Here is a 25,725-nt window from a genome sequence, read left to right on the forward strand (position 1 = left end):
ACGCAGACTTGATTTTTTTCGGTCAAACCTCGATATCGGGCGCATCTGAAGACACCAACCGGAGACCGTCATGACCGATGACACGACGAAAAACGGACCTGACGCAACTGTGGCGGATGCCGCAGCCGACGCTACCGCCTACGTCGAGAACGAAACTGCGCAGGAAGAGGCCGCCCAGCCGGACGCGCTTGAGCTTCTGAAAGCCGAAAACGGCGAACTGCGCGACCGCTATCTGCGCCTTGCTGCCGAGATGGACAATCTGCGCCGGCGCACCGAGCGCGAGGTGAAGGATGCCAAGTCCTATTCCGTCGCGGGCTTTGCACGCGACATGCTCGCCGTCTCGGACAATCTGCGCCGCGCACTTGATGCCATCTCTCCGGAGACCAAAGCTGCGGCCGATGCCGGCCTTAGCACGCTGATCGAGGGTGTCGAGATGACCGAGCGCGCCATGCTGTCGGCTCTCGAGCGCCACGGCGTTCGCAAGCTGGAGCCGGTTGGCCAGAAGTTCGATCCGAATTTCCATCAGGCAATGTTCGAGGTGCCGAACCCCGACGTGCCGAACAATACGGTCGTGCAGGTCGTGCAGGCAGGCTTCTCCATCGGCGAGCGCGTGCTGCGCCCGGCCATGGTCGGTGTCGCGAAGGGCGGCCCGAAGCCGGCGGAAGCCGAAACCAACTCCGTCTTCGACGAGAAAGACGCCTGATATCCCTTCCTTCTGCCTCGTGCAGAAGGAAAGCCGAAGCGTTAGATGCGGGCGAAGCGTTCGATCAGCAGATCGAAAAAGCCATCCGCATCGACATGGCGCATAACCTTGGCGTTGCGCTTGCGCTCGGTCACATGCCACCAGTCGACGACCGTCATGCCGACGGTGAGTTCGGACTGGACCTCGATCTCGACATTGCAGTCCCGGCCCTGGAAAAGCTCCGGCTTGAGCAGGTAGGCGACGACGGTCGGGTCGTGCAGCGGCCCGCCGTCGGAACCGTATTTCTCGATGTCGAAGCGTTCGAAGAATTCCAGCATCTCGACCATGGCCTTTGCCGGCGCCGTGCCGATCTCGGCCATGCGTTTCACCCGGTCCTTGCGGGTCAGCAATTGATGCGTCACATCAAGCGGCATCATCACGATCGGAACGCCTGAGCGGAAGACGATATCGGCGGCTTCGGGGTCGACATAGATGTTGAATTCGGCGGCCGGCGTGATGTTGCCGCCCTCGAAGAAGCCGCCGCCCATCATCACCAACTCGCGGATGCGGGGGATGATGTCGGGCGCCTTCTGGAAGGCCATGCCGATATTGGTGAGCGGCCCGAGCGTACACAGCGTCACAGTGCCTTCAGGCTCATGGCGCAACGTCTCGATGATGAAATCGACGGCATGGCCGGGCTGCAGCGCCATCGTCGGCTCGTTCAACTCCGGACCGTCGAGGCCGGTCTTGCCGTGCACATGTTCGGCCGTCACCAGCTTGCGGGCGATCGGCGCGTCGGCGCCGGCGAAAACCTTCGTCTCCGTCCGTCGGCAGAGCTCGCAGACGATGCGCGCATTGCGGCTGGTGAGCGAAAGCGGCACGTTGCCGGCGACCGTCGTGATCCCCAGCACCTCCAGCTCATCGGGACTGCCGAAGGCCAGCATGATGGCGGCCGCGTCGTCCTGGCCGGGATCCGTGTCGATGATGATCTTTCTTGCGCTTGCCATTCCGATCGTTCCATCCTCGCACTGCGTGTTATCGGGCCGCACCGATTTCTTCACGTCCCGTCACAAATCAGCACAATCCGCGCGGGCATGTTTTGATGCGAGGCAGCAGGCGCTTTGTCAAGGAAAGAGCCTGACGTCAGCTTAAAATTGAGAAGGTGGCGCCGACACGTCGCGCCCCATGCCTTGCAGCGCCGGGCTCCTGTCCCCATATTAGCGGCATCCGGATGCTGCACTTGAGGTCCGGGATGGTCGCTTGCGCCAAGGACTTGAAAAGAGATGAGCCGCATTACCCCTTTCGCCAGCCCGCTGCTTCTGGGCTTCGATGCCATGGAAAAGACGCTGGAGCGCATTTCCAAGGCGAGCGACGGATATCCGCCTTACAATATCGAACGCATCGGCGCCGACAGCGGTGCGCCGGAACGTCTGCGCATCACTCTTGCGGTGGCCGGCTTCAGCGAAGAGGAACTCGATGTCTCCATTGAGGAGAACCAGCTTCTGATCCGCGGCCGCCAGGTCGAACAGGGCGAGCGGGACTATCTCTATCGCGGCATCGCCGCCCGCCAGTTCCAGCGTACCTTCGTCCTTGCCGATGGCATGCAGGTGCTCGGCGCCGGCCTGAAGAACGGTCTGCTCTCCGTCGATCTAATTCGTCCGGAACCCGCGCGAATGGTCAAGAAAATTAACATTTCGGTCTCACAGTAGCACAACGGTTTGTCGAACCGTTGGTCCCTTCTCCCGGAGGAACAGGAATGTTGATGAAAGAAGCCACGTCTCACTTGACCAAATCCGAGCTTGCCCACATCGGCAACGGCGAGGTCGCCTATATCAGAAAAATGCGGACCGATGAGGTCGCCAAGTGCTTTCCCGAGGCGCCGGATATCGATCCGACCGTCGATCTGTGGGCGCTCTTCGGCGCCGACGGCACGCCGATCCTGCTGACGGATAACCGCTCCAGCACCTTCTTCAAGGCTGCCGAGGACGAATTGAAGACGGTCAGCCTGCACTGACCGTCAACGACCGTCTGTCGCGTTTTACCGCGTTCCGGCACGGGGTCCCTCTATTCATTTCGCTGCGGTCGGGACTGTTGTTGCGACATTGCGCCTACAGCGCCGCGCGTCTTTAAAGCATGTCGCGCAAAACTGTGCAGCGGTTTTGCGATAACGACATGCGTAAAAACAAAGACCTAAAGCGCAAGGAGCGAATCTGAAAGATTGCGCCGCGCTTTAGAGACGCGCAAAGGAAGCTGCGGCACTTTGAATTGCGGTAGGCTCAGATCTTCCTGAATGTCAGATAGGCCGAAGACCGGCCCTCGCGCCGCGCCTTGGCCTCGTAACGTGTGCTCGGCCAGCCCTCATAGGGCGTCAGCCAATCCGCTGCATTGTCGGCCATCCAGTCGAAACCGCCATGGTCGCGGCATTTGATCAGCGTCCAGTTCACATAGGTGTCGATGTCGGAGGCGAAGCAGAACAGGCCGCCGGGCTTCAGCACGCGATGAAAGCGGTCGAGATTGGTTTTCGAGACGAAGCGCCGCTTCCAGTGCCTCCGCTTCGGCCAGGGATCGGGATAGAGCAGATCGATTATATCGAGTGAACCGTCCGGCAGCCAGTCGAGCAGCTGCGTCGCGTCGTCATTATAGACGCGGATATTGGAAGCGCCGGTCTCGCCGATGCGCGACAGCAGCTTCTGCATGGAATTGACGAAGGGTTCTACACCGATGAAGCCGGTCGAAGGTGTCTCCAGCGCGCGGTGGATCAGGTGCTCGCCGCCGCCGAAACCGATTTCCAGCCGCAATCTTTCGACTGGAACCGGGAAGAGGGATGTCAGCGGCTCGGGGGGAGCCGCTGTAAGATCGATCAGGAATGCCGGCAGGAGACTGTTCAGCGTCTCGGCCTGCTGTTCGCGCAGGGCCTTGCCCTTGCGGCGACCGAAGAAGGCTTCGGTCGCCCGGCTGCGGCGTTCCATATCCGTCATGCTTTATCTCAGGCCTTCACGCTTTCCTTGAGCGCCTTCACGAGGTCGGTGCGCTCCCAGGAGAACGAGCCGTCGCGGCCGGCCTTGCGGCCGAAATGGCCATAAGCAGAGGTCTTGGCATAGATCGGCTTGTTGAGGTCGAGATGGCGGCGGATACCGGTCGGCGAAAGGTCCATGTTCTTGCGGATAGCCGCTTCGATCTGATCCTCGGTGACCTTGCCGGTGCCGTGCAGGTCGACATAGATCGACAGCGGCTGGGCGACGCCGATCGCGTAGGAGATCTGGATCGTGCAACGGTCGGCAAGGCCGGCGGCGACGACGTTCTTGGCAAGGTAGCGGGCGGCATAGGCGGCCGAACGGTCGACCTTCGTCGTGTCCTTGCCGGAGAATGCACCGCCGCCATGCGGAGCGGCACCGCCGTAGGTGTCGACGATGATCTTGCGGCCGGTGAGGCCCGCATCGCCGTCCGGTCCGCCGATGACGAACTTGCCGGTCGGATTGATGTACCACTTGCAATCGTCGGCGATCTTCAGTTCACCGAGCGCTTCGCGGATATAGGGCTCGACGACGGCGCGGACCTTGTTCGAATCCCAGCTCTCGTCGAGATGCTGGGTCGAAAGCACGATCGAGGTTGCTTCCGACGGCTTGCCGTCGACGTAACGCACGGTCACCTGGCTCTTGGCGTCGGGGCCGAGCTTGGCGACTTCGCCGTCGCCCTTCTTGCGGGCAATCGCGAGCAGTTGCAGGATCTTGTGGGAATAATAGATCGGGGCCGGCATTAGGTCCGGCGTTTCGCGGCAGGCGTAACCGAACATGATGCCCTGGTCGCCGGCGCCTTCGTCGCCCTGCTGGTCGGAGGCGCTGTCGACGCCCTGCGCGATATCGGCCGACTGCGAGTGCAAGAGCACGTCGATCTTGGCCTTCTTCCAGTGGAAGCCGTCCTGCTCGTAGCCGATATCCTTGATGGCGCGGCGGGCGGCAGCCTTGAACTTCGACGGGTTGATGACGTCCTTGCCGTCCTTGTCCTTCTTCATCAGGCTCGGCGGCAGGCGGACTTCGCCGGCGATGACGACGCGGTTGGTCGTCGCCAGCGTTTCGCAGGCAATGCGCACGCCCCATGGATTGACGCCGGTCTTGGCCGCTTCGCGGTAGACCAGATCGACGATCTCGTCGGAGATGCGGTCACAGACTTTGTCCGGATGACCTTCGGCAACAGATTCGCTGGTAAAGAGATAATTCGCGCGCATTTCGGGATTCCCCTCAAAGAACAAAAGCCAGCTAGTAGGTACTCAGTTCGAGGGCCGATGACAAGCGCAGAAGGACATAAATATATCTTTATATCTGCGGCAAAGTGACAAATTTTGCCCCAAAAACGCAAAAAAGGCGGCCTTTCGACCGCCTTTCGAATTCTGCACTGGTCTTGGTTCAGTCGGCGTCGGCTTCAGCGGCCAGGGCTTTCACCAGCTCCACGACCTTGCGGCGAACCTTGGGATCGGAAATCTTGACGAAGGCGCGATTGAGCTGCAGTCCTTCCGAGGAGGACAGGAAATCGACGACGTAATTCGAGCTGGAGGCTTCCATGCCGCCGCCGCCGGCAGAATGTTCGCCGGGCGCGTCCTCGAAGAAAAAGGACACCGGAACATTGAGGATGTTCGAGATGTTCTGCAGGCGGCTTGCGCCGACGCGGTTGGTGCCCTTTTCATATTTCTGGATCTGCTGGAAGGTGATGCCAAGGCTTTCGCCAAGCTTTTCCTGGCTCATGCCCAGCATCGTACGACGGAGGCGAATACGGCTGCCAACATGGATGTCGATCGGATTCGGCTTCTTTTTGTTTTCAATCATGGTCGTGCCCTAGCTAAGAATTTCAACCTGTTTCTAACCGGCATGCCCCTGATCCATCCCAAAACGCCACGTTGCAAGAGGTGAGGAACCCACCTTCGAACATACGTTAAGAACGCCGATTGTCATCACTATGCAATTTTAGGGGTTTTTGGTCAATTCAACCCGGAAATAAAACCTCTGCGAGAAATTAGCGCAATCAGAATCAGCAGTGCCTCGGTCAACCAGAAGTATGTTTGCTGGGGGTTTGTCGTTCCGAGTCCCGCGCTGTTGCTATCGAGCGTTGCATCGATGAAGCCGGTTTCCTCAAGATCGAGGCCCGCAATAATTTCCCCATGGGCGTTCACCAGCGCTGAAATGCCGCTATTGGCATCACGAATCAACGGCAGACCGGTTTCAACAGCCCGTACCCGCGCCTGCTGGAAATGCTGATAGGGGCCGGGCGTCGCGCCGAACCAGGCGTCATTGGTGATATTGAGGATCGCATTGGCGTCTTTTATGTCGCCGGTCATTTCGCCGGGGAAAATGATCTCGTAACAGATCAGCGGATAGAGATTGAGGCCGCCGGGCAGCGTCAGCAGGTGCCGGCTTGCCGCGGCCGAAAACCCTCCTGGTATTTCGACGACGTTCTGAATGCCGAATTCGGTGAGCACGTCCTCGAAGGGCAGGTATTCGCCGAAAGGCACCAGATGCACCTTGTCGGAGGCGCCGATGATCTGGCCGCGGCCGTCGATCACGTAGATGGAATTATAATAGCGCGTCGGAGTGCCCGGTCCCATCTCCTCGGCGCGCACGGCGCCGGCGATCAGCACCTGGTTGTCATCAAGCGTATCGGCGATCCGCGTCAGCGCATCCTGGTTGTCGGTCAGGATGAAGGGGATCGAGGTTTCTGGCCAGACGATGATATCGGGTTTGCGTCCGCCATTCTTCGGTGCTTCAGCCGAAAGCTTCAGATGCGTCTCGAAGATCGCGGCGCGGTCGGCGTCGTTGTCCATCTTCGCCGCCTGGTCGATTGCCGGCTGCACCAACCGCACCACCGGCCGCTTGTCCTCCGGCAATGTGTTCGGCCGCGGCGCGAGATAGAGAGCATAAGCGCCATAACCGAGATGAGCGGCAAAGAGCAGGACGGCGAGCGCGATGCCCGGCCGCGCGCCTTGCCGCGTCCCGGCAAGGGCAGGCGCAGAAAAAACGAAGACGGCAAGGGTCGTCACCCCCATCGCCCCGATCACATGCGCCGACTGCATCATCAGCGGAACCGGCATCATGCCGTAGCCGATGGCGTTCCAGGGAAAGCCGGTGAGGATCACGCTTCGAAGCCACTCCATCAGCCCGAAGCCAGCCGCAAGCGCGGCGATCCGCCCCATGCCATCAGACCAGACGATGCGGGCAAGGGCGGCCGCCAGCCCGTAGAAGATCGCAAGACAGGCCGGCAGCCCGAGGATTGCCAGCGGCAGCGCCCAGGCGAATTCCTCCTGATCGACCAGCAGCGCATGGCCGAGCCACCAGAGGCCGGCGACGAAATAGCCGAAGCCGAACAGCCAGCCGGTGGTGAACGCCGGCCACAGCCTGCCGATCAGGCCGCTTTCAGGCGAAGCCGCCGCCCCGTCGATCAGCCAGACGAGCAGTGTGAAGGAAACGAACATCGCCGCGAAAAAGCCGAAGGGCGGCAGCGCCAGAACCGCGAATGCCCCGGCGGCGATGGCCAGCAGCGACCGTTTGAAACCCCAGACGAGGATAACCCTGTCCGCAAGCCGCTCCATGCGCACTCCCATCAAACCGCGAATCAACCCGATCGCAGTCTTTCAAAAAAGCGGCTCTTTGTCCCGTCAGTTGGGTCCTGTCAGTTGGCGGTCGATTCCGCCGGCCGGTCGTCGCCGGCCTCGGAGCCGGGGGCGATGTCGCCATCCGTCTTGGCGCGGCGGCGAACCGCGTGGCGCTTGCGGGTAATGCGCAGCCGTTTGATGCGGCGCGGATCGGCGTCGAGGATGTGGAATTCGAAGCCCGGCAGCGCCTGCACGACCTCGCCGCGCACCGGAATGCGGCCGAGCGCCGAGAAGATCAGGCCGCCCAGCGTATCGACCTCGTCGACCTGCTCGCTGATGTCGAAATCCGGCCCGATCGCGGCGGCGATCTCTTCCAGTTCGACGCGGGCGTCGGCGATGAAGACGTCTTCGGCGACGCGTTTGAACATCACTTCTTCATCGTCATGTTCGTCGTCGATGTCGCCGACCACCATTTCGACGATGTCCTCATGCGAGGCAAGCCCGTCGGTGCCGCCATATTCGTCGATGACGAGCGCCATCTGCGTGCGGTTTACTTGCATCCGGCGCAACAGGTCGGACGCCAGCATCGACGGCGGCACGAACAGGATCTTGCGGATGATGCCAGCCTCGGCAAGCGTCTTTTGCAGGTCGACGCGGGCGAGATCGAAATTCTGCTTGGCCGAACGCGTGGTCTTCTGGATGTTTTCGGGCGCAACCTCGATCGCCGGCACGACAGCGGCCGGTTTCGTCGGGCCGCGGCGTTTGTTGCGCGCCTGCTTGGCGACATAGGAGAGCAGATCGCGGATATGCACCATGCCGCGCGGATCGTCGAGCGTATCGGCATAGACAGGCATGCGCGAACGGCCGGATTCCTCAAAGAGGATCATCAGCTCGCCGATGGTGATGTTCTGGTCGACCGCCTCGATATCGGCGCGCGGCACCATCACGTCGGCGACGCGCACTTCGCGAAAGCGCAGGATGTTGTTGAGCATCGCCCGTTCGTCGGGCGAAAAGGCATCGTCGCCGGCCGCATCGGTCATCAGCGCGTCGGCGAGATCCTCGCGCAGTCGCGAGCCCTGCTGCGGGCGAAGCATGCGCGCGGCGCGCGACCAGAAGGATTGCGATCGGCCGGATGGCCGACTACTACTGCCTGCCTCGTCCGAAGAGGAGGATGGCTCGGAGTCCTTGGCGTCTGCCGCCGGCTTCGTCGTAAAGTCGCTCATGGTTCCATTTTAAGGTCTTGACCCTCGTAAGGATCAGATAGGCCGAGCTGCGCCAAAATGCGAGTCTCCAGCCCCTCCATAATTTCGGCTTCGGCACTATTCATATGATCGTAGCCGAGAAGATGCAAGAAACCGTGCACCAGAAGATGGGTCAGGTGGTCGTCGAAGCTCTTTTCCAGCTCGGTCGCTTCCCGCTCCACCGTCTCCCGGGCGATGATGATGTCGCCGAGCATCGGACCGGGCATCTTGCCGGGCTGAACCGGAAAGGCGGGGAAGGAGAGCACATTGGTCGCCTTGTCCTTGCCGCGCCATTCGGCGTTGATGTCCTGGATCGAGGCATCGTCGGTAAAGACAAGCGAAACCTCGGGCGGCATCGTCGGGAAGGGCTGCTTCTCGCTGTCGCGGAGATAGATTGCCGCGGCACTGAGCACGCGTTCGCAAAACGACTGCAGCGTTTCCTCGCCGGGCCAGCCGATGTCCTCGACGCTGATCTGGATGTCGAGTTCGGCCATCAGTCCTGCCGGCTGACGTCTTCGGTTTCGACGGCATAGGTGGAATCATAGGCCCTGACGATGCGCCCGACCAGCGGATGGCGGACGACGTCGGTATCCTTGAAGCGCACGATCGAGATGCCCTCGACGCCGTTCAGAAGCTGCAAGGCCTCGACGAGGCCGGATTTGACGCCGCGTGGCAGGTCGATCTGGCTCGGGTCGCCGGTGACGATCATGCGCGCATTCTCGCCGAGACGCGTCAGGAACATCTTCATCTGCATCGTTGTCGTGTTCTGCGCTTCGTCGAGGATGATGGCGGCGTTGGCGAGCGTGCGGCCGCGCATGAAGGCGAGCGGCGCGATTTCGATGACGCCGGCGGCGATCGCCCGGTCGACCTTGTCGGCGGGGATCATGTCGTAGAGTGCGTCATAGAGCGGGCGAAGATAGGGATCGACCTTTTCCTTCATGTCGCCGGGCAGGAAGCCGAGGCGCTCGCCGGCCTCGACCGCCGGACGCGACAGGATGATCTTTTCGACCGCGCCGCGCTCCAGCAACTGGGCGGCATGCGCGACGGCAAGATAGGTCTTGCCGGTGCCGGCCGGGCCAACGCCGAAGACGAGCTCGGCGCGTTCCAGCGCCCTGATATAGGCGTCCTGCGTCGGCGTGCGGGCGATGATCGTCTTCTTGCGTGTCGAAACCTGCGCCATCGTCAGCTTGGCCTTGCGTTCCATTGTGGGAAGGCTGAGCTGGTCGTCGGCGGCGACCGCCATGCGGATTGCGCCCTCGACGTCGGATCGTTCCACGCTGCCGCCTTTCTGAAGTTTTTCATAGAGATAGTCGAGCGTGCGCCGCGCCTGATTGGTGGTGACGACATCGCCTGTGATGACGACGGAATTGCCGCGTGCCCGCGCATCGATATTGAGCCGTTGCTCGAGCAGCTTGAGGTTCTGGTCGAATTGACCGAACAGCTCGCTGGCGAACCGGTTGTTCTCGAACGTCAGGACGAAGTGATTGGTGTCGCTCGGCGTGCGGGGGTGGCGCGGTGAAGAAGAAACCAATTCTTGTCCGTTCAAGCGGTCGGGCTCCTTAGGTTAAACCGCAGCCTCTGCGCGTTCGGCAAACAGGCTGTTTGTTCCGGTTCCGGTGATTCGCACTTTAATAATGTCACCGATTTGCGATGCTTTTGCATCAACATTCACTGATTGAAGCCAGGGAGAACGTCCGATTAGTTGTTCCGGCATGCGACCGGGCTTTTCGAGCAACAGGTCGATCTCCTTGCCGATGCAGGATTCGGCAAATTCCTGCTGCTGCTTCAGGAGAAGCATTTGCAGGCGTTCCAGCCGTTCTGCCTTGATTTCTTCCGGCACCTGGTCCTTCAGTTCCGCGCCGGGTGTGCCCGGCCGTGTCGAGTATTTGAACGAGAAAGCCTGTGCATAACGTACCTCCTCCACAAGCCTCAGTGTATCCTCAAAATCCTCATCTGTCTCCCCCGGAAAGCCGGTGATGAAATCGCCGGACAGGGCGATGTCAGGCCGCACGGTGCGGATGCGCTCGATCAGCGCCAGATATTCGGCCGCCGTGTGACGCCGGTTCATTGCTTTCAGGATCCGGTCCGAGCCCGATTGCACCGGCAGATGCAGATAGGGCATCAGCGCCGGGAGGTCGCGATGGGCGTTGATCAGCCGGTCGTCCATGTCGCGCGGATGGCTTGTGGTATAGCGCAGCCGCGCAAGGCCGGGGATCTCCGCCAGGCGATAGAGCAGGTCGCCGAGGCTCCATGCCTCGCCTTGGCTCCCGGCGCCGTGCCAGGCATTGACGTTCTGCCCGAGCAGGGTGATCTCGCGCACCCCGCTTTCCACGAGCTTTTCGGCTTCCTCGACGATCTGGGAAACCGGCCGCGACACTTCCGAGCCGCGTGTATAGGGCACGACGCAGAAGGTGCAGAACTTGTCGCAGCCCTCCTGCACCGTCAGGAAGGCGGTGACGCCGCGGGCGCGGATCTTTCGGCTCTCGGCGATCGGCAGATGCTCAAACTTGTCCTCGATCGCATATTCCGTATCGACGACGCGGTGGCCTTGTTTGGCCCGGCGCAGCGCCTCCGGCAGGCGATGATAGGTCTGCGGGCCGATGACGACGTCGACGGCGGGTGCGCGGCGCAGGATCTCCTCGCCTTCGGCCTGGGCGACGCAGCCGGCAACGCCGATCATCATCTCCCGGCCGTCCGCCGCCTTCTTCTTTTTCATCTCGCGCAGCCGCCCGAGCGCCGAATAGACCTTCTCGGCCGCCTTCTCGCGGATATGGCAGGTGTTGAGCAGAACGAGGTCCGCCTCTTCCATATCTTCCGTCGGCTCGTAGCCGTCGCGGGCGAGCGCGTCGCTCATGCGCATGGAATCGTAGACGTTCATCTGGCAGCCATAGGTCTTGATGAAGACCTTGCGGCTGTTGCTGCCATCGCGGGGTGTCGATTCCGGGGCCTGGAGAAGGGCGCTGTCCTGTGTCATGGCGCGCTATTTAGTGGTTTTTGCCGCCGGAGAAAATCGAAATCTTGCTTTAGAGCCTTTCCTGGTCAGATTGCGGCATTCTGTTGGCTCAAGCGGAGTCGGATGGTCGATCGGCCGGCGCGCGTCGTAGCCAAGCTCTACGGCCAAGCCGGCCGGTCGATCAGGCGGCCCGTTTCAGCCAACCCGAAGGGCCGGGCATCTTTGCGCCAGGATCAGAGGCGATCGGCTCGGACGTACCTTGGGGTATGCCCTTCGCCAATCGCCTCTGCCCTGACGAAAACCTGCTCCGGCAGAATGCTGCAATCTGACCAGGAAAGGCTCTAAGAGATTTCCCGCCCGCGCAGGCGGCTGTTCAGGAGGTTGCGGATGCGCAAGGCGATCGTCGCGCTTACCTCCTTGCGGCTGGTGTCGGCGCGGTAATCCACCGCCTCGCCGAAAGAAACCTCGGCGTCGATGGCGCCGCAGCGCACGATGTCGATGAGATGCGGCAAGAGGTCGAGATCCCCCGGCCAGGCGGCGAGCCGCCGGTGATAACGCCCCATGGCGATGCCATGCACCCTGGTATAGGCAACCGCCACCGGCTGCACCACGACCGTTCCCGTCGGTGACGTGGGCACCGCCATCGCGGCAGCACCGAATAGCGAGGACTTGACCTCCAGCAGCCGGTTGCCGTCCGAGGTCGTGCCCTCGGGAAAGAGCACGACGATCTCACCGTCGGCCATGCGCCCGGCGATCTCGTTTGCCTGATGACCGGTCTTGCGCCGCTCCTCGCGCACGACGAAGACGCTTTTCTGCAGCTTGGCGAGCGCGCCGAAGATCGGCCAGTCGCGAACCTCGATCTTGGCAATGAAGACGACGTCGGCAACGGCCGACATCACCATGATATCCAGCCAGGAGGAATGGTTGGAACAGAGCATCAGCGGCCGGCGATCTTCCAGCTTGCCGCTCACGCGGACGCGGATGCCGAGGCAATAGCAGACGATACGGTGCCAGACGCGCGGAAGCCTGCGGCGCAGCCGCCAGTCGAACCGCAGCGCCAGCACCTGCAGCGGCATGAGCACGAGGCTGACGGCAAGGATGACGACCGCAGCGAAGGCGATGCGCAGCCAGGCGATCAAATGCTGGTCTCCCAGGCTGCCATTGCTTCAGAGGTCTTCTTTCTTCAACGGAACGCCGTAGAGCTCCAGACGGTGGTCGACCAGCCGGAAGCCGTGCTCGCGGGCGATGCGCTCCTGCAGTGCCTCGATCTCTGGCGAGCGGAATTCGATGACCGTGCCGGTCTTCAGGTCGATGAGGTGGTCGTGATGCTCTTCCGGCACCGTCTCATAGCGCGAGCGCCCGTCGCGGAAGTCATGGCGGGCGATAATGCCGGCATCCTCGAACAGTTTCACGGTGCGATAGACGGTCGAGATCGAGATCTTCGCATCGACCTTCACCGAGCGGCGGTAGAGTTCTTCGACGTCGGGATGGTCTTCCGAGTCTTCGAGAATGCGCGCGATCACGCGGCGCTGCTCGGTCATGCGCATGCCGCGTTCGGTGCAAAGCTCCTCAAGGGTCTTGGCTACATCAGTCATCGCCCGCCTATAGAGATATTCGTGTTTCGACAACGCCGCACGGCATTTGCGCCGGCCTGCATGTCATCTCGCTGCCAGGGAACTACCGAAGAACGCGCTTCATGACAAGCGCCGTGGAGAGGGCGCCGTTTTCTTGCCTGTAGTAACCCTGGCGTTCGCCGACCTTTTCGAAGCCGAGCTTGCGGTAGAGGCCAAGTGCTGCCGTATTGCCGTTGTCGACCTCGAGAAACATGCTCTCGCCGCCACGCGCGTGTGCTTCCCGCATCGCCGCCTGCATCAGCCGCCAGCCCAGTCCGGCGCGGGCGACCTTCGCCTGCACGGCAATCGTCAGGATCTCCGCCTCGCCGGCGACATGGCGGGCAAGGATGAACCCCGGAAGCGGCTTTTTCAGGATGGCATTGGTCTGGCGTGCGACGAAGCCGAACACGGTGTCCTGCATCAGCAGGCCGTGAAACTCACCATCGCCCCAGGGGCGGGCGAACCGCTCGCCGTGCAGGAGGGCGACCTCGCGGCAATCCTCGCGCTCCATGGCGATGATCTCGAATTCCGGTTTCAGCGTCAGATAGGCTTCCAGCATCGTCATACTCGTCGCGCAATCGCATACCCGGCCTGCGGCTTGGCATCAGGTCCGCGCAGATAAAGGGGCTTCGGCTTTCCGGCATCGGGGGAGGCGGCAGCGCCCAGGCGCGCCACGATGGAGATCGGGAATCTGTTGATGTGATCACCGCCGGCGTCAGCCTTCAGCAGCACCGTCGCCGAACCGGTGATCTCGCCGTCGAAGCCGGCGGCAAAAGCCTGCGCTTCTGCAACGCTGACCGCCCGTGGCGTGTCGAGCGGAGAACCGTCGGCTGCAAAGGACTGGAGGTAGATCTCGTCGCGCTTGGCATCCATCGCCGCCAGCACGGCGCGATGAGGCGTCTTGTCGCGCTGGGCTGATGCCATGACTTCTAGCGTCGTGATGCCGACGGCGGGAACATTGAGGGAGAGCGCAAAACCGCGGGCTGCGGCAACGCCGACGCGGATGCCGGTAAAGGAGCCGGGACCGATGGTGACGGCAAGGCGGTCGATATGAGAAAGCGCCAGTCCCGCCTGATCCAGCGCGCGATCGACGATACCAATCAGATGTTCAGCATGCCCCTTGCCGATCATGTCCGATGCCTCCCCCAGCACCGTATTCCTGCTGCTGTCATAGACAGCGGCAGCGCAGTCCACACCCGCCGTGTCGAGCGCCAGAATGATCATGCCATCAATTTCCGAATAAACCAGTGTCGCCTATCGATAAATCCGTTCGGCCGAACCTGAGATGAACAGCCGGACGAATTCAAGTTTTTTAAGCGGCAATCACTTCCTGCACTTCCGGAACGAAATGGCGCAGCAGGTTCTGCACGCCGTGCTTCAGCGTTGCCGTCGAAGACGGGCAGCCGGCGCAGGAACCCTTCATGTTCAGGTAGACCTTGCCGTCCTTGAAGCCGCGGAAAGTGATGTCGCCGCCGTCTTGGGCAACGGCCGGGCGCACGCGGGTTTCCAGAAGCTCCTTGATGGTCAGCACGATCGATTCATCGCCTTCGTCGAAGAATTCGTCGCCGGCATCGGCGTCTTCGGAAAGGATGGAGGCATCGCCCATGACCGGCTTGCCGGACATGAAGTGCTCCATGATCGAGCCCAATATAGCCGGCTTAAGATGTTGCCAGTCGGCATTATCCTTGGAGACGGAAATGAAATCATAGCCGAAATAGACGCCGGTGACGCCTGATATTTCGAACAGGCGGGCGGCGAGCGGCGAGGCTTCAGCCTCTTCGGCGCTGCGGAACTCGGCCGTGCCGTTTTCCATCACCACTTTGCCCGGCAGGAACTTCTGCGTGGCAGGGTTCGGCGTGGCTTCGGTCTGAATGAACATCTGGTTCTCCATGCGGCCGGCCCATGGTCTCGACCGTCTTTAGAATTCTTCAAAAGAAGATAAGCCGATTGACGGCTCTAATCAAGAGACTTGTACTCAAGAAAAGCTGGAACAGGATGATTCTAGGCCTGATAGTTAGAGCATGATCTCGTCCGAAAACCGCTCACTCTTTTCGGCATCATGCTCTAGCAGAGGGCGTCGATTTCCTCGTTGGTCAGCGTATCCGGCAGCACGGTGACCGGGATCGGAAACGCCGCAGCGCGACCGGCGACCGAGGAGACGAGCGGCCCTGGACCTTCCTTCGCAGAACCGGCGGCCAGAACCAGAATCGCCACATCGCGGTCTTCCTCGATCACGGCGTTGATCTGTTCGGCAGCACCGCCCTCGCGGATGACGACCTCAGGCTCGATGCCGATGGTCTCGCGCACGATCTGGGCGATCTTGGCAACCACCGCCTCGGCCTCTTCACGGGCTTCGGCTCGCATGATCTCTTCGACGCCGAGCCATTGCTGGAAATCCCCATCGGGGATCACATAGAGCAGCACCAGCCCGCCATTGGAATTCTTCGCGCGCCGGCCGGCATAATGAACGGCGCGTTGGCATTCGGGTGTACCGTCGATTACCGCCATGAATTTGCGGCGGTGACCTTCGAGCCGTGAGAGTCGCTTCGATACCATGGCGCGGACTCTGACACCCGAAGCGGAAAATTTGCAAGCCCAGTTTTTGCCCTGATGCCCCAGAAGAAATCCTCTTCTCCCGCGACAGGGAGAAGAGGAGATTTATCTCAATAGAGGAAGCCGATGACGTCGCGCACCTGTTGCATCGTCACCTCGGCACGGGCCCTTGCGCGCTCGCCGCCCTTGCGCAGGATCGCGTCGATATGGCTGGTATCGTCCATCAGCCGGCGCATCTCGCCGGTGATCGGCGCGAGCACGTGGATCGCCAAATCGACCAGCGCCGGCTTGAAGACGGAGAATTGCTGGCCGCCGAATTCGGCAAGCACGTCCGCCTTCGACTTGTCGGCGAGTGCGGCATAGATCGCCACCAGATTGTCGGCTTCCGGACGGCCCTGCAGCCCGTCGATCTCGCTCGGCAAACCGTCCGGATCGGTCTTGGCTTTGCGGATCTTCTTCGAGATCGCGTCCTCGTCGTCCATCAGGTTGATGCGCGAGAGATCGGAGGGGTCCGACTTCGACATTTTCTTGGTGCCGTCGCGTAGCGACATGACACGCGGTGCCGGTCCGCCGATCAGTGGCTCGACCATCGGGAAATAGGCATGCACCGGCTCGTTGCCGACGGTGATGTCGACGCCGTAGCCGGTCCTGCTGATATGCTCGGCATAGTCGAGGTTGAATTTCATCGCGATGTCGCGGGCAAGCTCCAGATGCTGCTTCTGGTCCTCGCCAACCGGCACATGGGTGGCGCGATAGACGAGAATGTCGGCAGCCATCAGGCTCGGATAGGCGTAAAGGCCGAGCGAGGCCTGTTCGCGGTCCTTGCCGGCCTTGTCCTTGAACTGCGTCATACGGTTCATCCAGCCGATGCGGGCGACGCAGTTGAAGATCCAGGCGAGTTCGGCATGCTGCGGCACGGCCGACTGATTGAAGACGATATGCTTTTCCGGATCGATGCCGGCGGCGATGAAGGCAGCGGCGATCGAGCGCGTCTGGCTCGGCATGTCCTCGTGCACGAGCTGGGCGGTGAGCGCATGCATGTCGACGACGCAATAGATGCAGTCATTGCCTTCCTGCAGCGCCACGAACCGGCGGATCGCGCCGAGATAATTGCCGAGATGCAGATTGCCGGTCGGCTGTACGCCGGAGAATACGAGTTTCTTGAATTCGTTCATGTCGTCCTCAATAGGCTGGTGGAGGGCCCACGCTGTCACAGTTTAAATTGCTGCAGAATGCAGCAGGGCTTTTCGCCCATATTGCTAACGCCGCGGCTTATGCACGGGCAATCGGTCGCAATCAAGGGGTTCAGGCGGCAGTGTGCTGGATCAGATCGAAAGTGTTGCCGTAGGGATCCGCAAAGACCGCCACCGTGCCGTAAACCTCGTGACGCGGCTCTCCCAGAAAGCGCACGCCGGCCGCCAGCATCGCGGCATGGTCGTGGGCGAAATCGTCGGTCTTCAGAAAGAAGCCGACACGACCGCCGGTCTGATTGCCGATGGCTGCGCGCTGCGTCTCGTCTGCCGCCTGCGCCAGCAGAAACGCGGCGCCATCCCCACCCCTTGGCTTCACCACCACCCAGCGCTTGCCCTCCGGCTGCGGCTCGTCCTGAAGGCAATCGAAACCGAGGTCGTCGCAATAGAAGGCCTTGGCGCGGTCGTAGTCGTCGACGACGAGAGTGACGAGGAAAAGAGACTGGATCATCATGTGTTACCTCGCGTTTGAGATGTTTATTCCAGTTTCGAGCGGCGATATCCCGGTTTTTAAGCCGAATTGATCAACCGTCTTACTCATAATGGAGTATAAAATTTCACAAAAAAGCTTTTTTTGAACTGAAAATCCGCCGCGTGGCACCGGCGCCGATGGGGTTGCTGCGATAGCCGATCGGAGGGACCATGCAGAACGCAACTTTGCTCGCCATGGCAGGCCTTTTCGCCCTACAATCAGCAACCGGTGCCGTCGGTCAAGACATGAAACGGCACGGTGTTCATCTTCCAAAACATGAGGCACGCCTCGCCTACACGGTCCAGACCGTCAGCGTTCGTGCCGGCTGCTTTCCCGGGCGGCTGCGAGCGGTCCTGTCGTATATTGCTGCGAAGACCGGCCGCCGCCCCGTGATAACCTCGGGTCACAGGCCGCATCCCCGCCGCCATGGGTCCCTGCACGGGAAATGTCTGGCGGCCGATTTCAGGATGCCCGGCCTGTCGGAGCGCACCATCATATCAGCCGCAAGAAGCGCGCCGGGCATCGGCGGCATCGGCAGCTATTGCAACGGCATCATCCATGTCGACGTCGGACCGCAGCGACGATGGGTCGATTGCTGAAGCAATAACAGGAAAAGTGCGACCTCACCCGTCCTTTGCCGGTGCCGGCTTGCGGTTGAGATTGCGTCGGATCATGCCGAGATTTGCCCCGCCGACCAGGAAAGCGGCGGCGAAATAGATCAGCATGGCGATCGCAATCAGCAGCCCGAGGGTGCCGATCTTGGTGATAAGCGGCGCGCCGGAAGCAAGCCACGGCGCCCAGTGCTGCTTCAGGAAGACAATGGCAGCACCCATCACGGCCGCAGCGACGATCAGCAGGGCGGTGCGCTTTGCCAGCGCCCATTCCCATGTCAGATGGCCACGGCGCAAAAGCGTGCTGAACAGCAGCACGGTACTGATCCAGCCGGCGGTGGCTTCGGCAACCGCTATGCCGGGCGCGCCCATATAGGGGAAGAGGGTCAGCGCCGTGGCGCAGTTGGTCGCAACCGCGATGGCCGAAAAGCGCATTGGCGTCTTGGTGTCCTCGCGGGCATAGAAGCCGGGCTGCAGCGCCTTGATCAGCACGAAGGCCGGCAGGCCGATGCCGTAAATCGCCAGGATCGAGCCGACGACGGCGGTATTTTCCTGATGGAAGGCGCCGCGCTCATAGAGCACGCGGATAATCTCGTCGGACAGGATCCAGAGCGCGAAGGCGGCAGGGATCGTCAGGAACAGCACGAATTCGATCGAGCGGTTCTGCAGGTTTCCAGCCTCGCGCAGGTTGCCGCCCTTCAGCGCCCGGGCAAGTTCCGGCAGAAGCACCACGCCGACGGCGACGCCGACGACGCCGAGCGGCAGCTGATAGATGCGGTCGGCATATTGCAACGCTGCGATCGCGCCGTCGCGGGACGACGCAATCGCCTGACCGATCAGTTGGTTGATCTGGGTGATGCCGCCCGTCACCGCAGCCGGCACCGCCAGGATCAGCAGCCGCTTGACGTTCGGCGTCATCTTCGGGAAACGGAAGCCGATGCTCATGCCGGCCGCAAGCACGCCGACATAGACGACGGCGAGCTGCAGGACGCCGGCGGCAAGAACGCCCCAGGAGAGATACCAGGCGGTCGCCAGCGGATCGGCGCCGGTATAAAGCGCATAAAACAGCGCCCCGATCATCACCACATTGAGGAAGACCGGCGCGATGGCGGCGGCGAAGAAATGATGCAGCGAATTCAGCATGCCGCTCATCATCGCCGTCAGCGACATGCACATCAGATAGGGAAACATCACCGCCGCCATGCGGATGGTGATCGAGAACTTGTCGGGATCGTCGGCAAAACCCGGCGCGATGACGAAGCGCACCAAGAGCGGCATGGCAAGCTCCATCACGATGGTGATGAGGAGCAGCACCGAAAACAACACGCCGAAGACTTCTTCCGAAAAGCGCTTGGCGCCTTCCGTACCGTTTGCCTCGATCTCCTTGGCAAAGAGCGGCACGAAGGCGGCGTTGAAGGCACCCTCGGCAAACAGCCGGCGGAAGAGGTTCGGAAAGCGGAAGGCGGCGTAGAAGACGTCGGCCATCGGTCCGGTGCCGAGGGCGGCTGCCATCAGCGTTTCGCGGGCGAAGCCGAAGATGCGGCTCCCGAGGGTTGCGCCGCCGACGGTCGCGAATTTCTTGACGAGGCTCATGCGTTTGGGCTCATGCGTGTTGGCTCATACGGGGGAACCGGCTTTCTTGTCGGTGGAGGGCGATGTCCGGGCGGTGGCGGCGGGCGCGATGATGCCAGAAGGCATGCGCTCACGCAGTTCGTCCTCCTCCTCGGCCATGACGGCCTTCATCCGGGCGGTGATGTTGGCGCGCTTGCTGTCGCCGGAGATTTTCTGGCCGACCAGATCGGTGACGTAGAAGGTGTCGATCACTTTCTCGCCGAAGGTGGTGATGCGGGCCGACTGGATGTCGAGCGACAGATCGGACAGCACGGCGGTGATCTCGGACAGCAGTCCCGGCCGGTCGAGGCATTCGACTTCGATGACGGTGAACTTGTTCGACAGGCTGTTGGTGATGTTGACCGACGGCGGAATGACGAAAGCCTTGCTTTTCTTGCGGTTGCGCGCGCGCGTGGCGATGACCTCGGGCAGCCGCTTGCGGCCGGACAGCACGTCCTCGATCATCCGTCCGATCGTCGCCGCACGCCGCAGCTCGTCGGCATCGTCGGTAAATTCGCGGCTGACATGGATGGTGTCGAGCGCCCGCCCGTCCGATGTGGTGAAGATCTGGGCGTCGACGATGTTGGCGCCGGCCGCGGCACAAGCGCCGGCAATGACGGCGAGCAGCCGCGGATGGTCGGGCGACAGCACGGTGATCTCTGTAATCGCGTGGAAACTGTCGGTGCGCACCGTGGTCGCGAGCGCCTGGCCCGCCTTATCGGCCTGGCGGATGAAATGGGCGTGGCGGATCTGGTCTTCCAGCGGCACGGAAAGCAGATAGGGCTGGTAGTGCAGCTTGGTATAGGTATTGCGGTCCTTCTGGCTCCAGTCGGCGAGCGCTGAATGCAGCGCCTCGGCGGCGGCATTGGCCCGCTCCTTGCGGGAGACCTCCGAAAAGCCGCCGGCGAGCAGCAGCTCGGTTTCATAATAGAGCGTGCGCAGAAGCTGGCCCTTCCAGCCGTTCCAGACGCCCGGACCGACGGCGCGGATATCGCAGATCGTCAGGATCAGGAGCATCTTCAGCCGGTCGAGCGACTGTACGCGGTCGGCGAAATCGGTGATCGTCTTGCGGTCCGTGAGGTCGCGGGTCTGCGCCACCATCGACATGGTCAGATGTTCCTCGATCAGCCAGACGACGATCTCAGTCTGCTTCTGCGACAGGCCGAAGCGGGCGCAGAGCTTGCGGGCGACGCGGGCGCCGGCGATCGAATGATCCTCCTGGCGGCCTTTGGCGATGTCGTGGAGGAGAACGGCGACATACAGCGCCTCGCGGTCCTCGATGCCGGGCATCAGCTTGTTGGCGAGCGGATGCAGATCCTCGGCGCGCCCCTTGTCGATCTCGGAGAGAATGTCGACGGTGCGGATCAGATGTTCGTCGACCGTATAGTGATGATACATGTTGAACTGCATCATCGCGACGATCTTGCCGAATTCGGGGATGAAGCGGCCGAGCATGCCGGCCTCGTTCATGCGGCGCAGGATCAGCGCCGGATCACGCTTCGACGTCAGGATCGACATGAACAGCCGGTTCGCCTCGTCGTTTTCCCGCAAGGCGTTGTCGATCAGCGCGAGCGAACGGGTGACGCGCTTCAACGCATCCGGATGGAATTCCAGCCCATTGATGTCGGCGACATGGAAGAGCCGGATGATGTTGACCGGATCGCGCTTGAAGACCTCGGGGTCGGCGAGCGCGATACGGCCGCGGTCTTCGACGAATTCGACGCTGCCGGCGATCTTGCGATTGCGATGGGTGAAGCGGCTGATGACGCCGGTGAGGCCCGGGATCGACTTCGCCTGCTGGTCTTCAAGCGCAGCGCAGAGGATGCGCGTGAGATCGCCGACATCCTTGGCGACAAGGAAATAGTGCTTCATGAAGCGCTCGACGGCCGAAAGGCCCGGGCGCGTGTGATAGCCGAAGGCTTCGGCGATCTCGCGCTGGATGTCGAAGGACAGGCGCTCCTCGGCCTTGCCGGTCAGGAAGTGCATATGGCAGCGCACCGCCCAGAGAAAATCGTCGGCTTTCTCAAGCAGACGGTATTCGTGCTTGGACAGCACGCCGAGTTTGACCAGTTCCGCCTGGTCGCGCACGTGATAATAATATTTCGAGATCCAGAACAGCGTGTGCAGGTCGCGAAGCCCGCCCTTGCCTTCCTTGACGTTCGGTTCGACCAGATAACGCGTGTCGCCCGCCTTGCGGTGGCGTTCGTCGCGCTCGGCAAGCTTGGCGGCGATGAATTCGGGACCGGTGCCGGTGACGATTTCCTTGTCGAAGCGGGTCTCGAGCTCGGTTCCCAGCCGCTGCAGGCCGCAGATGTAGCGCATCTCCAGGATGGCGGTGCGGATCGTCATGTCGGACTTGGAAAGCGCGATGCATTCCTCCACCGTGCGGGTGGCGTGACCGACCTTGAAGCCCATGTCCCAGAGCACATAGAGCATGAATTCGACCGCCTTGTGCGTCTCTTCCGCCGGCCTCGGCAGGAAGAGGAAGAGCAGGTCGATATCGGAGCCCGGCGCCAGCGTGTCGCGGCCGTAGCCACCGACGGCGGTCACCGCAAACTTGTCTTTCTGATGCGGAAAGATATGGGCGGTGGCGAAATTGTAGAGGACGGTGATGATCTGGTCCTGCAGCCAGGAAATCCGGTAGGCGCAGTTCAGCCCGCCGCCGTCGGCCATCAGTGCCTCGCGCGCCTTCTGCCGGCCCTCCGTGCTCGCCTTCTTCAGCACCGCCAGAAGATCGGCGCGCAGGATGTCGGGCCGGTTGCGGTTGGCCTCGGCAACGGCGTCACACTGCTTCTGCAAGAGCTCGACGTCGAGGATATTGGAGAAATCGAGGTCGCGCATCGTTATCGCCGGGGCGGTTTCCTGTTCATGCCGGACTGCCGGTTCACGGCCTGCCGCTGGTTTCGTCTGCATGCGCTATAGCCCCTTTGCCCGGCGATTGACACGGGCTTTGATACTGCAAGAACCTTTAAATTTGGCGAAATGGTGTTGGTTCGCTGCAAGAGGCGAGGGCGCTTTGACGCAAGGCGCCGGCTTTCCCGAAATCTTCGGGCTTTCCCGAAATCCTCAGCCGGCTGCCCGCGCATTCAGCAGATGCAGCACCTGCCGTGTCTCGCGCATGATCTCCTCAAGCGCCTGCCTGTCGCATTCGCGATAGCCGGCCTTGGCAATCGACGTTCCGAGCTCTGAGATCACAGCGCAGCAGCGGGTGATTTTCAGCATGCCGATCGGCGACGTCCAGCCGCGCGCATTGCGGTCCCTATCGGCGCGCCGCATCGTATCGAGCATGGAGCAGATGAGCGAGAGGCGCTCGGTTTCGCGAACCAGTTTTTCCATGAACATGGCGCGCTACTCCTATTTCAGCTTCTTCTTGAGGTCGTAAAGCGCATCCATCGCCTCGCGCGGCGTCATGTCGTCAAGGCTCATCGCTTTCAACGCCTCCTCGACCTTGGAGGGCCCGCGGGCCGTATCCTCGCGGCGCACCGCCACCTGGAAAAGCGGCAAGTCGTCGATCAGCTGGCTCGCCGGGTTCTTGCGGTCGGCATCTTCCAGGCGGGTCAGCACATCACGAGCTCGCGCCACGACCGAGGCCGGAAGCCCGGCAAGGCGCGCGACCTGAATGCCGTAGGAGCGGTCCGCCGCACCCGGCCCGACCTCGTGCAGGAAGATAACGTCGCCGTCCCATTCCTTGACGCGCATCGTCGCGTTCGATAGCCGGCCAAGCTTTTCCGAAAGCACAGTCAGCTCGTGGAAATGCGTGGCGAAGAGGCCGCGGCAGCGATTGGCCTCATGCAGGTGCTCGACGGCGGCCCAGGCGATCGAAAGACCGTCGAACGTCGCGGTGCCGCGGCCGATCTCGTCGAGGATGACGAGGGAACGGTCGCTCGCCTGGTTGAGGATCGCCGCTGTTTCCACCATCTCAACCATGAAGGTCGAGCGCCCGCGCGCCAGATCGTCTGATGCGCCGACCCGCGAGAAAAGCCGGTCGACGATGCCGATATGGGCTGATGTCGCCGGCACGAAGGAGCCCATCTGCGCCAGGATGGCGATCAATGCGTTCTGGCGCAGAAAGGTCGACTTGCCGCCCATATTAGGGCCGGTCAGCAGCCAGATCGCCCCGTCCCGGTCACCGGTCTTGGGCGACAGATCGCAATGATTGGCGACGAAGGGACCACCTGCCTGCCGCCGCAGCGCCTGCTCGACGACCGGATGGCGGCCGCCCTCGATGGCAAACATCTTCGAGCCGTCGACCTGCGGGCGGCAATAGGCCTGCTCCTCGGCGAGAAGCGCCAAGCCTGAGGCGACGTCGATGACGGCAAGCGCCCGGGCGCCCGATTTGATCGCCTCGGCTTCCGCAACCACGGCCGCCGTCATCCTGTCGAAGGCTTCGAGTTCGATCGTCAGCGCCTGGTCGGCGGCATTGGCGATGCGGCTTTCGAGATCGGCAAGTTCGGTCGTGGTGAAGCGCATCGCGTTCGCCATCGTCTGGCGGTGGATGAAGCGGCCCTTCGCGTCCGCCGTCTCCGTCATCGGCGAGGCATTGCCAGCGGTGACTTCGATGAAATAACCGAGGACGTTGTTGTGCTTGATCTTCAGCGACCGGATGCCGGTCTCCTCGGCATATTGCAATTGCAGGCCGGCAATGACGCGGCGCGACTGGTCGCGCAGTGCCCGGACCTCGTCGAGCTCGGCGCTGGCGCCGTCACGCAGGAAGCCGCCATCGCGTTTCAACAGCGGCAATTCGTCGGCGAGCGTCTCGGCAAGCAGCTTCTCCACTGCCGCGGGAAGGGCCTGCAGCCCGGACAGCGCCTGGCTGAGCTCTTCGGGCAGCATCGCCTTGCCGAGCATGGCCGCAACTCCGCCCGCCGCGTCAAGGCCCTGGCGGATCGCCCAGAGATCGCGCGGGCCGCCGCGGTCGAGCGCCAGGCGCGACAGGGCGCGCGGCATGTCGGGCACATGTTTCAGCGTGTCGCGCAGATTGCCGCAGAGCAGGGGGTCGTCGATCAGGAAGCCGATCGAATCGAGCCGCGCATTGATGCGGGCGGGGTCGGTCAGCGGTGACATCAGCCGCTCGGCAAGAAGCCTGGCGCCGCCGCCGGTGACGGTGCGGTCGATCGCCTTCAAGAGCGAACCGTTGCGATCGCCCGAAAGCGTGCGGGCAAGTTCGAGATTGGCGCGGGTGGCGGGATCGATGAACAGCGTCGAGGCCGCACTTTCCCGTTCCGGCTTTCCAAGCGGTGGCCGCTCGGCAATCTGCGTCTTCTCGACATAGGCGACGGCGGCTGCTGCTGCCGCCAGCTCGGCGCGTGAGAAGGTGCCGAAGCCGTCGAGCGTCGCGACGCCGAAATACCGCGCGATCCGGCCTTCGGCGCTGGCGCTGTCGAAGAGCACGGAAGGCTGCGGCACCGCTGTCCGGCCGAGCACGTCGAAGACCGGCTTGAGTTCGGGATCGTGGAAGATCGTGTCGGGCAGGATGAGTTCGCGCGGATCGATGCGCAGGATATCGGCAAGCAGTCGCGAGGCTTCGGTCTCGGCAAGCCTGAAGACGCCGGTGGAAATATCGATCCAGGCAAGCGCCAGCAAGGCCTCGCCGCTGGCGCGAATGCGGGTCAGCGCCATCAGATAGTTGGATTCCGAGGGCGAAAGCAGCTTTTCCTCGGTGATCGTGCCTGGAGTGACGAGGCGGACGACGTCACGCTTGACGACGGATTTCGCGCCGCGTTTTTTTGCTTCGGCCGGATCCTCGATCTGCTCGCAGACGGCGACGCGGAAGCCGAGTGAAATCAGCTTCTGTAGATAATCGTCGGCCGCATGCACCGGAACGCCGCACATCGGGATATCCTGGCCCATGTGCTGGCCGCGCTTGGTCAGCGTGATACCGAGCGCGCGTGAAGCCTCCAGCGCATCCTCGAAGAACAGCTCGTAGAAATCGCCCATGCGATAGAACAGAAGCGAACCCGGATTGTTCGCCTTGATCTCGATATATTGCTCCATCATCGGCGTCGCCGAGGCACGGCTTTCCGCCGTGGCAAGCTCGGCAGCCGAAAAGGCTTCATTCCCTGTGTCTATTCGTGCGTTCACGGAGGTGGAGTTTTTCCCAAAAAAACAGGTGCCAACCCTATCCGCGCGCCGCTATAGATGACAACAGCATTTGAGGAA

The 25,725-nt window shown here is 62.1% G+C and carries 25 protein-coding genes; 4 read left to right on the forward strand and 21 right to left on the reverse strand.

What is annotated here, in order from left to right:
• Positions 1-70: 70 nt before the first annotated feature.
• Positions 71-703 (forward strand): nucleotide exchange factor GrpE, encoded by a 633-nt coding sequence (gene grpE, locus J3P73_RS02205; protein WP_024322195.1) that lies wholly within the window; start codon positions 71-73, stop codon positions 701-703.
• Between the two features lie 41 nt (positions 704-744).
• Here grpE and J3P73_RS02210 read toward each other — a convergent pair whose 3' ends face one another.
• Complete coding sequence (locus J3P73_RS02210) at positions 745-1,689, reverse strand: nucleoside hydrolase (protein ID WP_024322194.1); 945 nt, start codon at positions 1,687-1,689, stop codon at positions 745-747.
• A gap of 276 nt (positions 1,690-1,965) precedes the next feature.
• Here J3P73_RS02210 and J3P73_RS02215 point away from each other — a divergent pair, with 276 nt between their 5' ends.
• Both J3P73_RS02215 and J3P73_RS02220 read left to right on the forward strand, forming a co-directional pair.
• Positions 1,966-2,391, forward strand: a complete 426-nt coding sequence (locus tag J3P73_RS02215; protein WP_003583826.1) for an Hsp20 family protein — start codon at positions 1,966-1,968, stop codon at positions 2,389-2,391.
• A gap of 47 nt (positions 2,392-2,438) precedes the next feature.
• Complete coding sequence (locus J3P73_RS02220; protein WP_003556039.1) at positions 2,439-2,696, forward strand: BQ00720 family protein; 258 nt, start codon at positions 2,439-2,441, stop codon at positions 2,694-2,696.
• Positions 2,697-2,958: 262 nt separating this feature from the next.
• Here J3P73_RS02220 and trmB read toward each other — a convergent pair whose 3' ends face one another.
• From trmB to J3P73_RS02300, 16 genes are all read right to left on the reverse strand, one after another.
• Positions 2,959-3,660: a tRNA (guanine(46)-N(7))-methyltransferase TrmB gene (gene trmB, locus J3P73_RS02225; RefSeq protein WP_018070052.1), complete on the reverse strand. Its 702-nt coding sequence runs from the start codon at positions 3,658-3,660 to the stop codon at positions 2,959-2,961.
• A gap of 8 nt (positions 3,661-3,668) precedes the next feature.
• Complete coding sequence (gene metK / locus J3P73_RS02230) at positions 3,669-4,907, reverse strand: methionine adenosyltransferase (protein WP_018070053.1); 1,239 nt, start codon at positions 4,905-4,907, stop codon at positions 3,669-3,671.
• A 178-nt stretch (positions 4,908-5,085) separates the two neighbouring features.
• Positions 5,086-5,502: a helix-turn-helix domain-containing protein gene (locus J3P73_RS02235; protein ID WP_017966725.1), complete on the reverse strand. Its 417-nt coding sequence runs from the start codon at positions 5,500-5,502 to the stop codon at positions 5,086-5,088.
• A gap of 152 nt (positions 5,503-5,654) precedes the next feature.
• A complete protein-coding gene (lnt, locus tag J3P73_RS02240; RefSeq protein WP_130771058.1) occupies positions 5,655-7,259 on the reverse strand; it encodes an apolipoprotein N-acyltransferase in 1,605 nt (534 codons plus the stop codon).
• Positions 7,260-7,339: 80 nt separating this feature from the next.
• On the reverse strand, positions 7,340-8,485 hold the full coding sequence (locus J3P73_RS02245; RefSeq protein ID WP_018070055.1) for a hemolysin family protein: 1,146 nt from the start codon (positions 8,483-8,485) through the stop codon (positions 7,340-7,342).
• On the reverse strand, positions 8,482-8,997 hold the full coding sequence (ybeY, locus tag J3P73_RS02250) for an rRNA maturation RNase YbeY (RefSeq protein WP_018070056.1): 516 nt from the start codon (positions 8,995-8,997) through the stop codon (positions 8,482-8,484). The genes J3P73_RS02245 and ybeY overlap by 4 nt, the downstream gene beginning before the upstream one ends.
• Positions 8,997-10,049 (reverse strand): PhoH family protein, encoded by a 1,053-nt coding sequence (locus J3P73_RS02255; RefSeq protein ID WP_024322191.1) that lies wholly within the window; start codon positions 10,047-10,049, stop codon positions 8,997-8,999. The genes ybeY and J3P73_RS02255 overlap by 1 nt, the downstream gene beginning before the upstream one ends.
• An 18-nt stretch (positions 10,050-10,067) precedes the next feature.
• Entirely contained in the window at positions 10,068-11,477 is a 1,410-nt protein-coding gene (miaB, locus tag J3P73_RS02260) for a tRNA (N6-isopentenyl adenosine(37)-C2)-methylthiotransferase MiaB (protein ID WP_130654457.1), read from the reverse strand.
• Between the two features lie 320 nt (positions 11,478-11,797).
• Entirely contained in the window at positions 11,798-12,595 is a 798-nt protein-coding gene (olsA, locus tag J3P73_RS02265) for a lyso-ornithine lipid O-acyltransferase (protein ID WP_024322189.1), read from the reverse strand.
• A gap of 27 nt (positions 12,596-12,622) precedes the next feature.
• Positions 12,623-13,051, reverse strand: a complete 429-nt coding sequence (locus tag J3P73_RS02270) for a Fur family transcriptional regulator (RefSeq protein ID WP_003544875.1) — start codon at positions 13,049-13,051, stop codon at positions 12,623-12,625.
• Positions 13,052-13,133: 82 nt separating this feature from the next.
• Entirely contained in the window at positions 13,134-13,634 is a 501-nt protein-coding gene (locus tag J3P73_RS02275) for a GNAT family N-acetyltransferase (protein WP_018070061.1), read from the reverse strand.
• Entirely contained in the window at positions 13,631-14,293 is a 663-nt protein-coding gene (tsaB, locus tag J3P73_RS02280; protein WP_130771059.1) for a tRNA (adenosine(37)-N6)-threonylcarbamoyltransferase complex dimerization subunit type 1 TsaB, read from the reverse strand. The genes J3P73_RS02275 and tsaB overlap by 4 nt, the downstream gene beginning before the upstream one ends.
• 88 nt (positions 14,294-14,381) lie before the next feature.
• Positions 14,382-14,948: a NifU family protein gene (locus tag J3P73_RS02285; protein ID WP_130771060.1), complete on the reverse strand. Its 567-nt coding sequence runs from the start codon at positions 14,946-14,948 to the stop codon at positions 14,382-14,384.
• 185 nt (positions 14,949-15,133) lie between these two features.
• Positions 15,134-15,625, reverse strand: coding sequence for a universal stress protein (locus J3P73_RS02290; protein WP_003544884.1), 492 nt, complete (start codon positions 15,623-15,625; stop codon positions 15,134-15,136).
• 107 nt (positions 15,626-15,732) lie between these two features.
• Positions 15,733-16,797: a tryptophan--tRNA ligase gene (trpS, locus tag J3P73_RS02295; protein WP_024322187.1), complete on the reverse strand. Its 1,065-nt coding sequence runs from the start codon at positions 16,795-16,797 to the stop codon at positions 15,733-15,735.
• Between the two features lie 130 nt (positions 16,798-16,927).
• Positions 16,928-17,326 (reverse strand): VOC family protein, encoded by a 399-nt coding sequence (locus J3P73_RS02300; RefSeq protein ID WP_024322186.1) that lies wholly within the window; start codon positions 17,324-17,326, stop codon positions 16,928-16,930.
• A gap of 188 nt (positions 17,327-17,514) precedes the next feature.
• On the opposite strand from J3P73_RS02300, the gene J3P73_RS02305 reads away from it, so the two are divergent.
• Positions 17,515-17,943: a YcbK family protein gene (locus tag J3P73_RS02305; RefSeq protein WP_018070065.1), complete on the forward strand. Its 429-nt coding sequence runs from the start codon at positions 17,515-17,517 to the stop codon at positions 17,941-17,943.
• A 24-nt stretch (positions 17,944-17,967) separates the two neighbouring features.
• Here the strand turns inward: J3P73_RS02305 and murJ are convergent, their stop codons facing one another.
• The 4 genes from murJ to mutS form a co-directional block, all read right to left on the reverse strand.
• Positions 17,968-19,548, reverse strand: a complete 1,581-nt coding sequence (gene murJ, locus J3P73_RS02310) for a murein biosynthesis integral membrane protein MurJ (RefSeq protein WP_018070066.1) — start codon at positions 19,546-19,548, stop codon at positions 17,968-17,970.
• A 24-nt stretch (positions 19,549-19,572) separates the two neighbouring features.
• Complete coding sequence (locus J3P73_RS02315; protein WP_130814620.1) at positions 19,573-22,479, reverse strand: [protein-PII] uridylyltransferase; 2,907 nt, start codon at positions 22,477-22,479, stop codon at positions 19,573-19,575.
• Between the two features lie 153 nt (positions 22,480-22,632).
• Positions 22,633-22,908, reverse strand: a complete 276-nt coding sequence (locus J3P73_RS02320) for a hypothetical protein (RefSeq protein WP_130654458.1) — start codon at positions 22,906-22,908, stop codon at positions 22,633-22,635.
• A 12-nt stretch (positions 22,909-22,920) separates the two neighbouring features.
• A complete protein-coding gene (gene mutS / locus J3P73_RS02325; RefSeq protein WP_130654459.1) occupies positions 22,921-25,647 on the reverse strand; it encodes a DNA mismatch repair protein MutS in 2,727 nt (908 codons plus the stop codon).
• Positions 25,648-25,725: the final 78 nt, after the last annotated feature.

The organism is Rhizobium ruizarguesonis (assembly GCF_017357285.1).
GTDB classification, from domain to species: domain Bacteria; phylum Pseudomonadota; class Alphaproteobacteria; order Rhizobiales; family Rhizobiaceae; genus Rhizobium; species Rhizobium ruizarguesonis.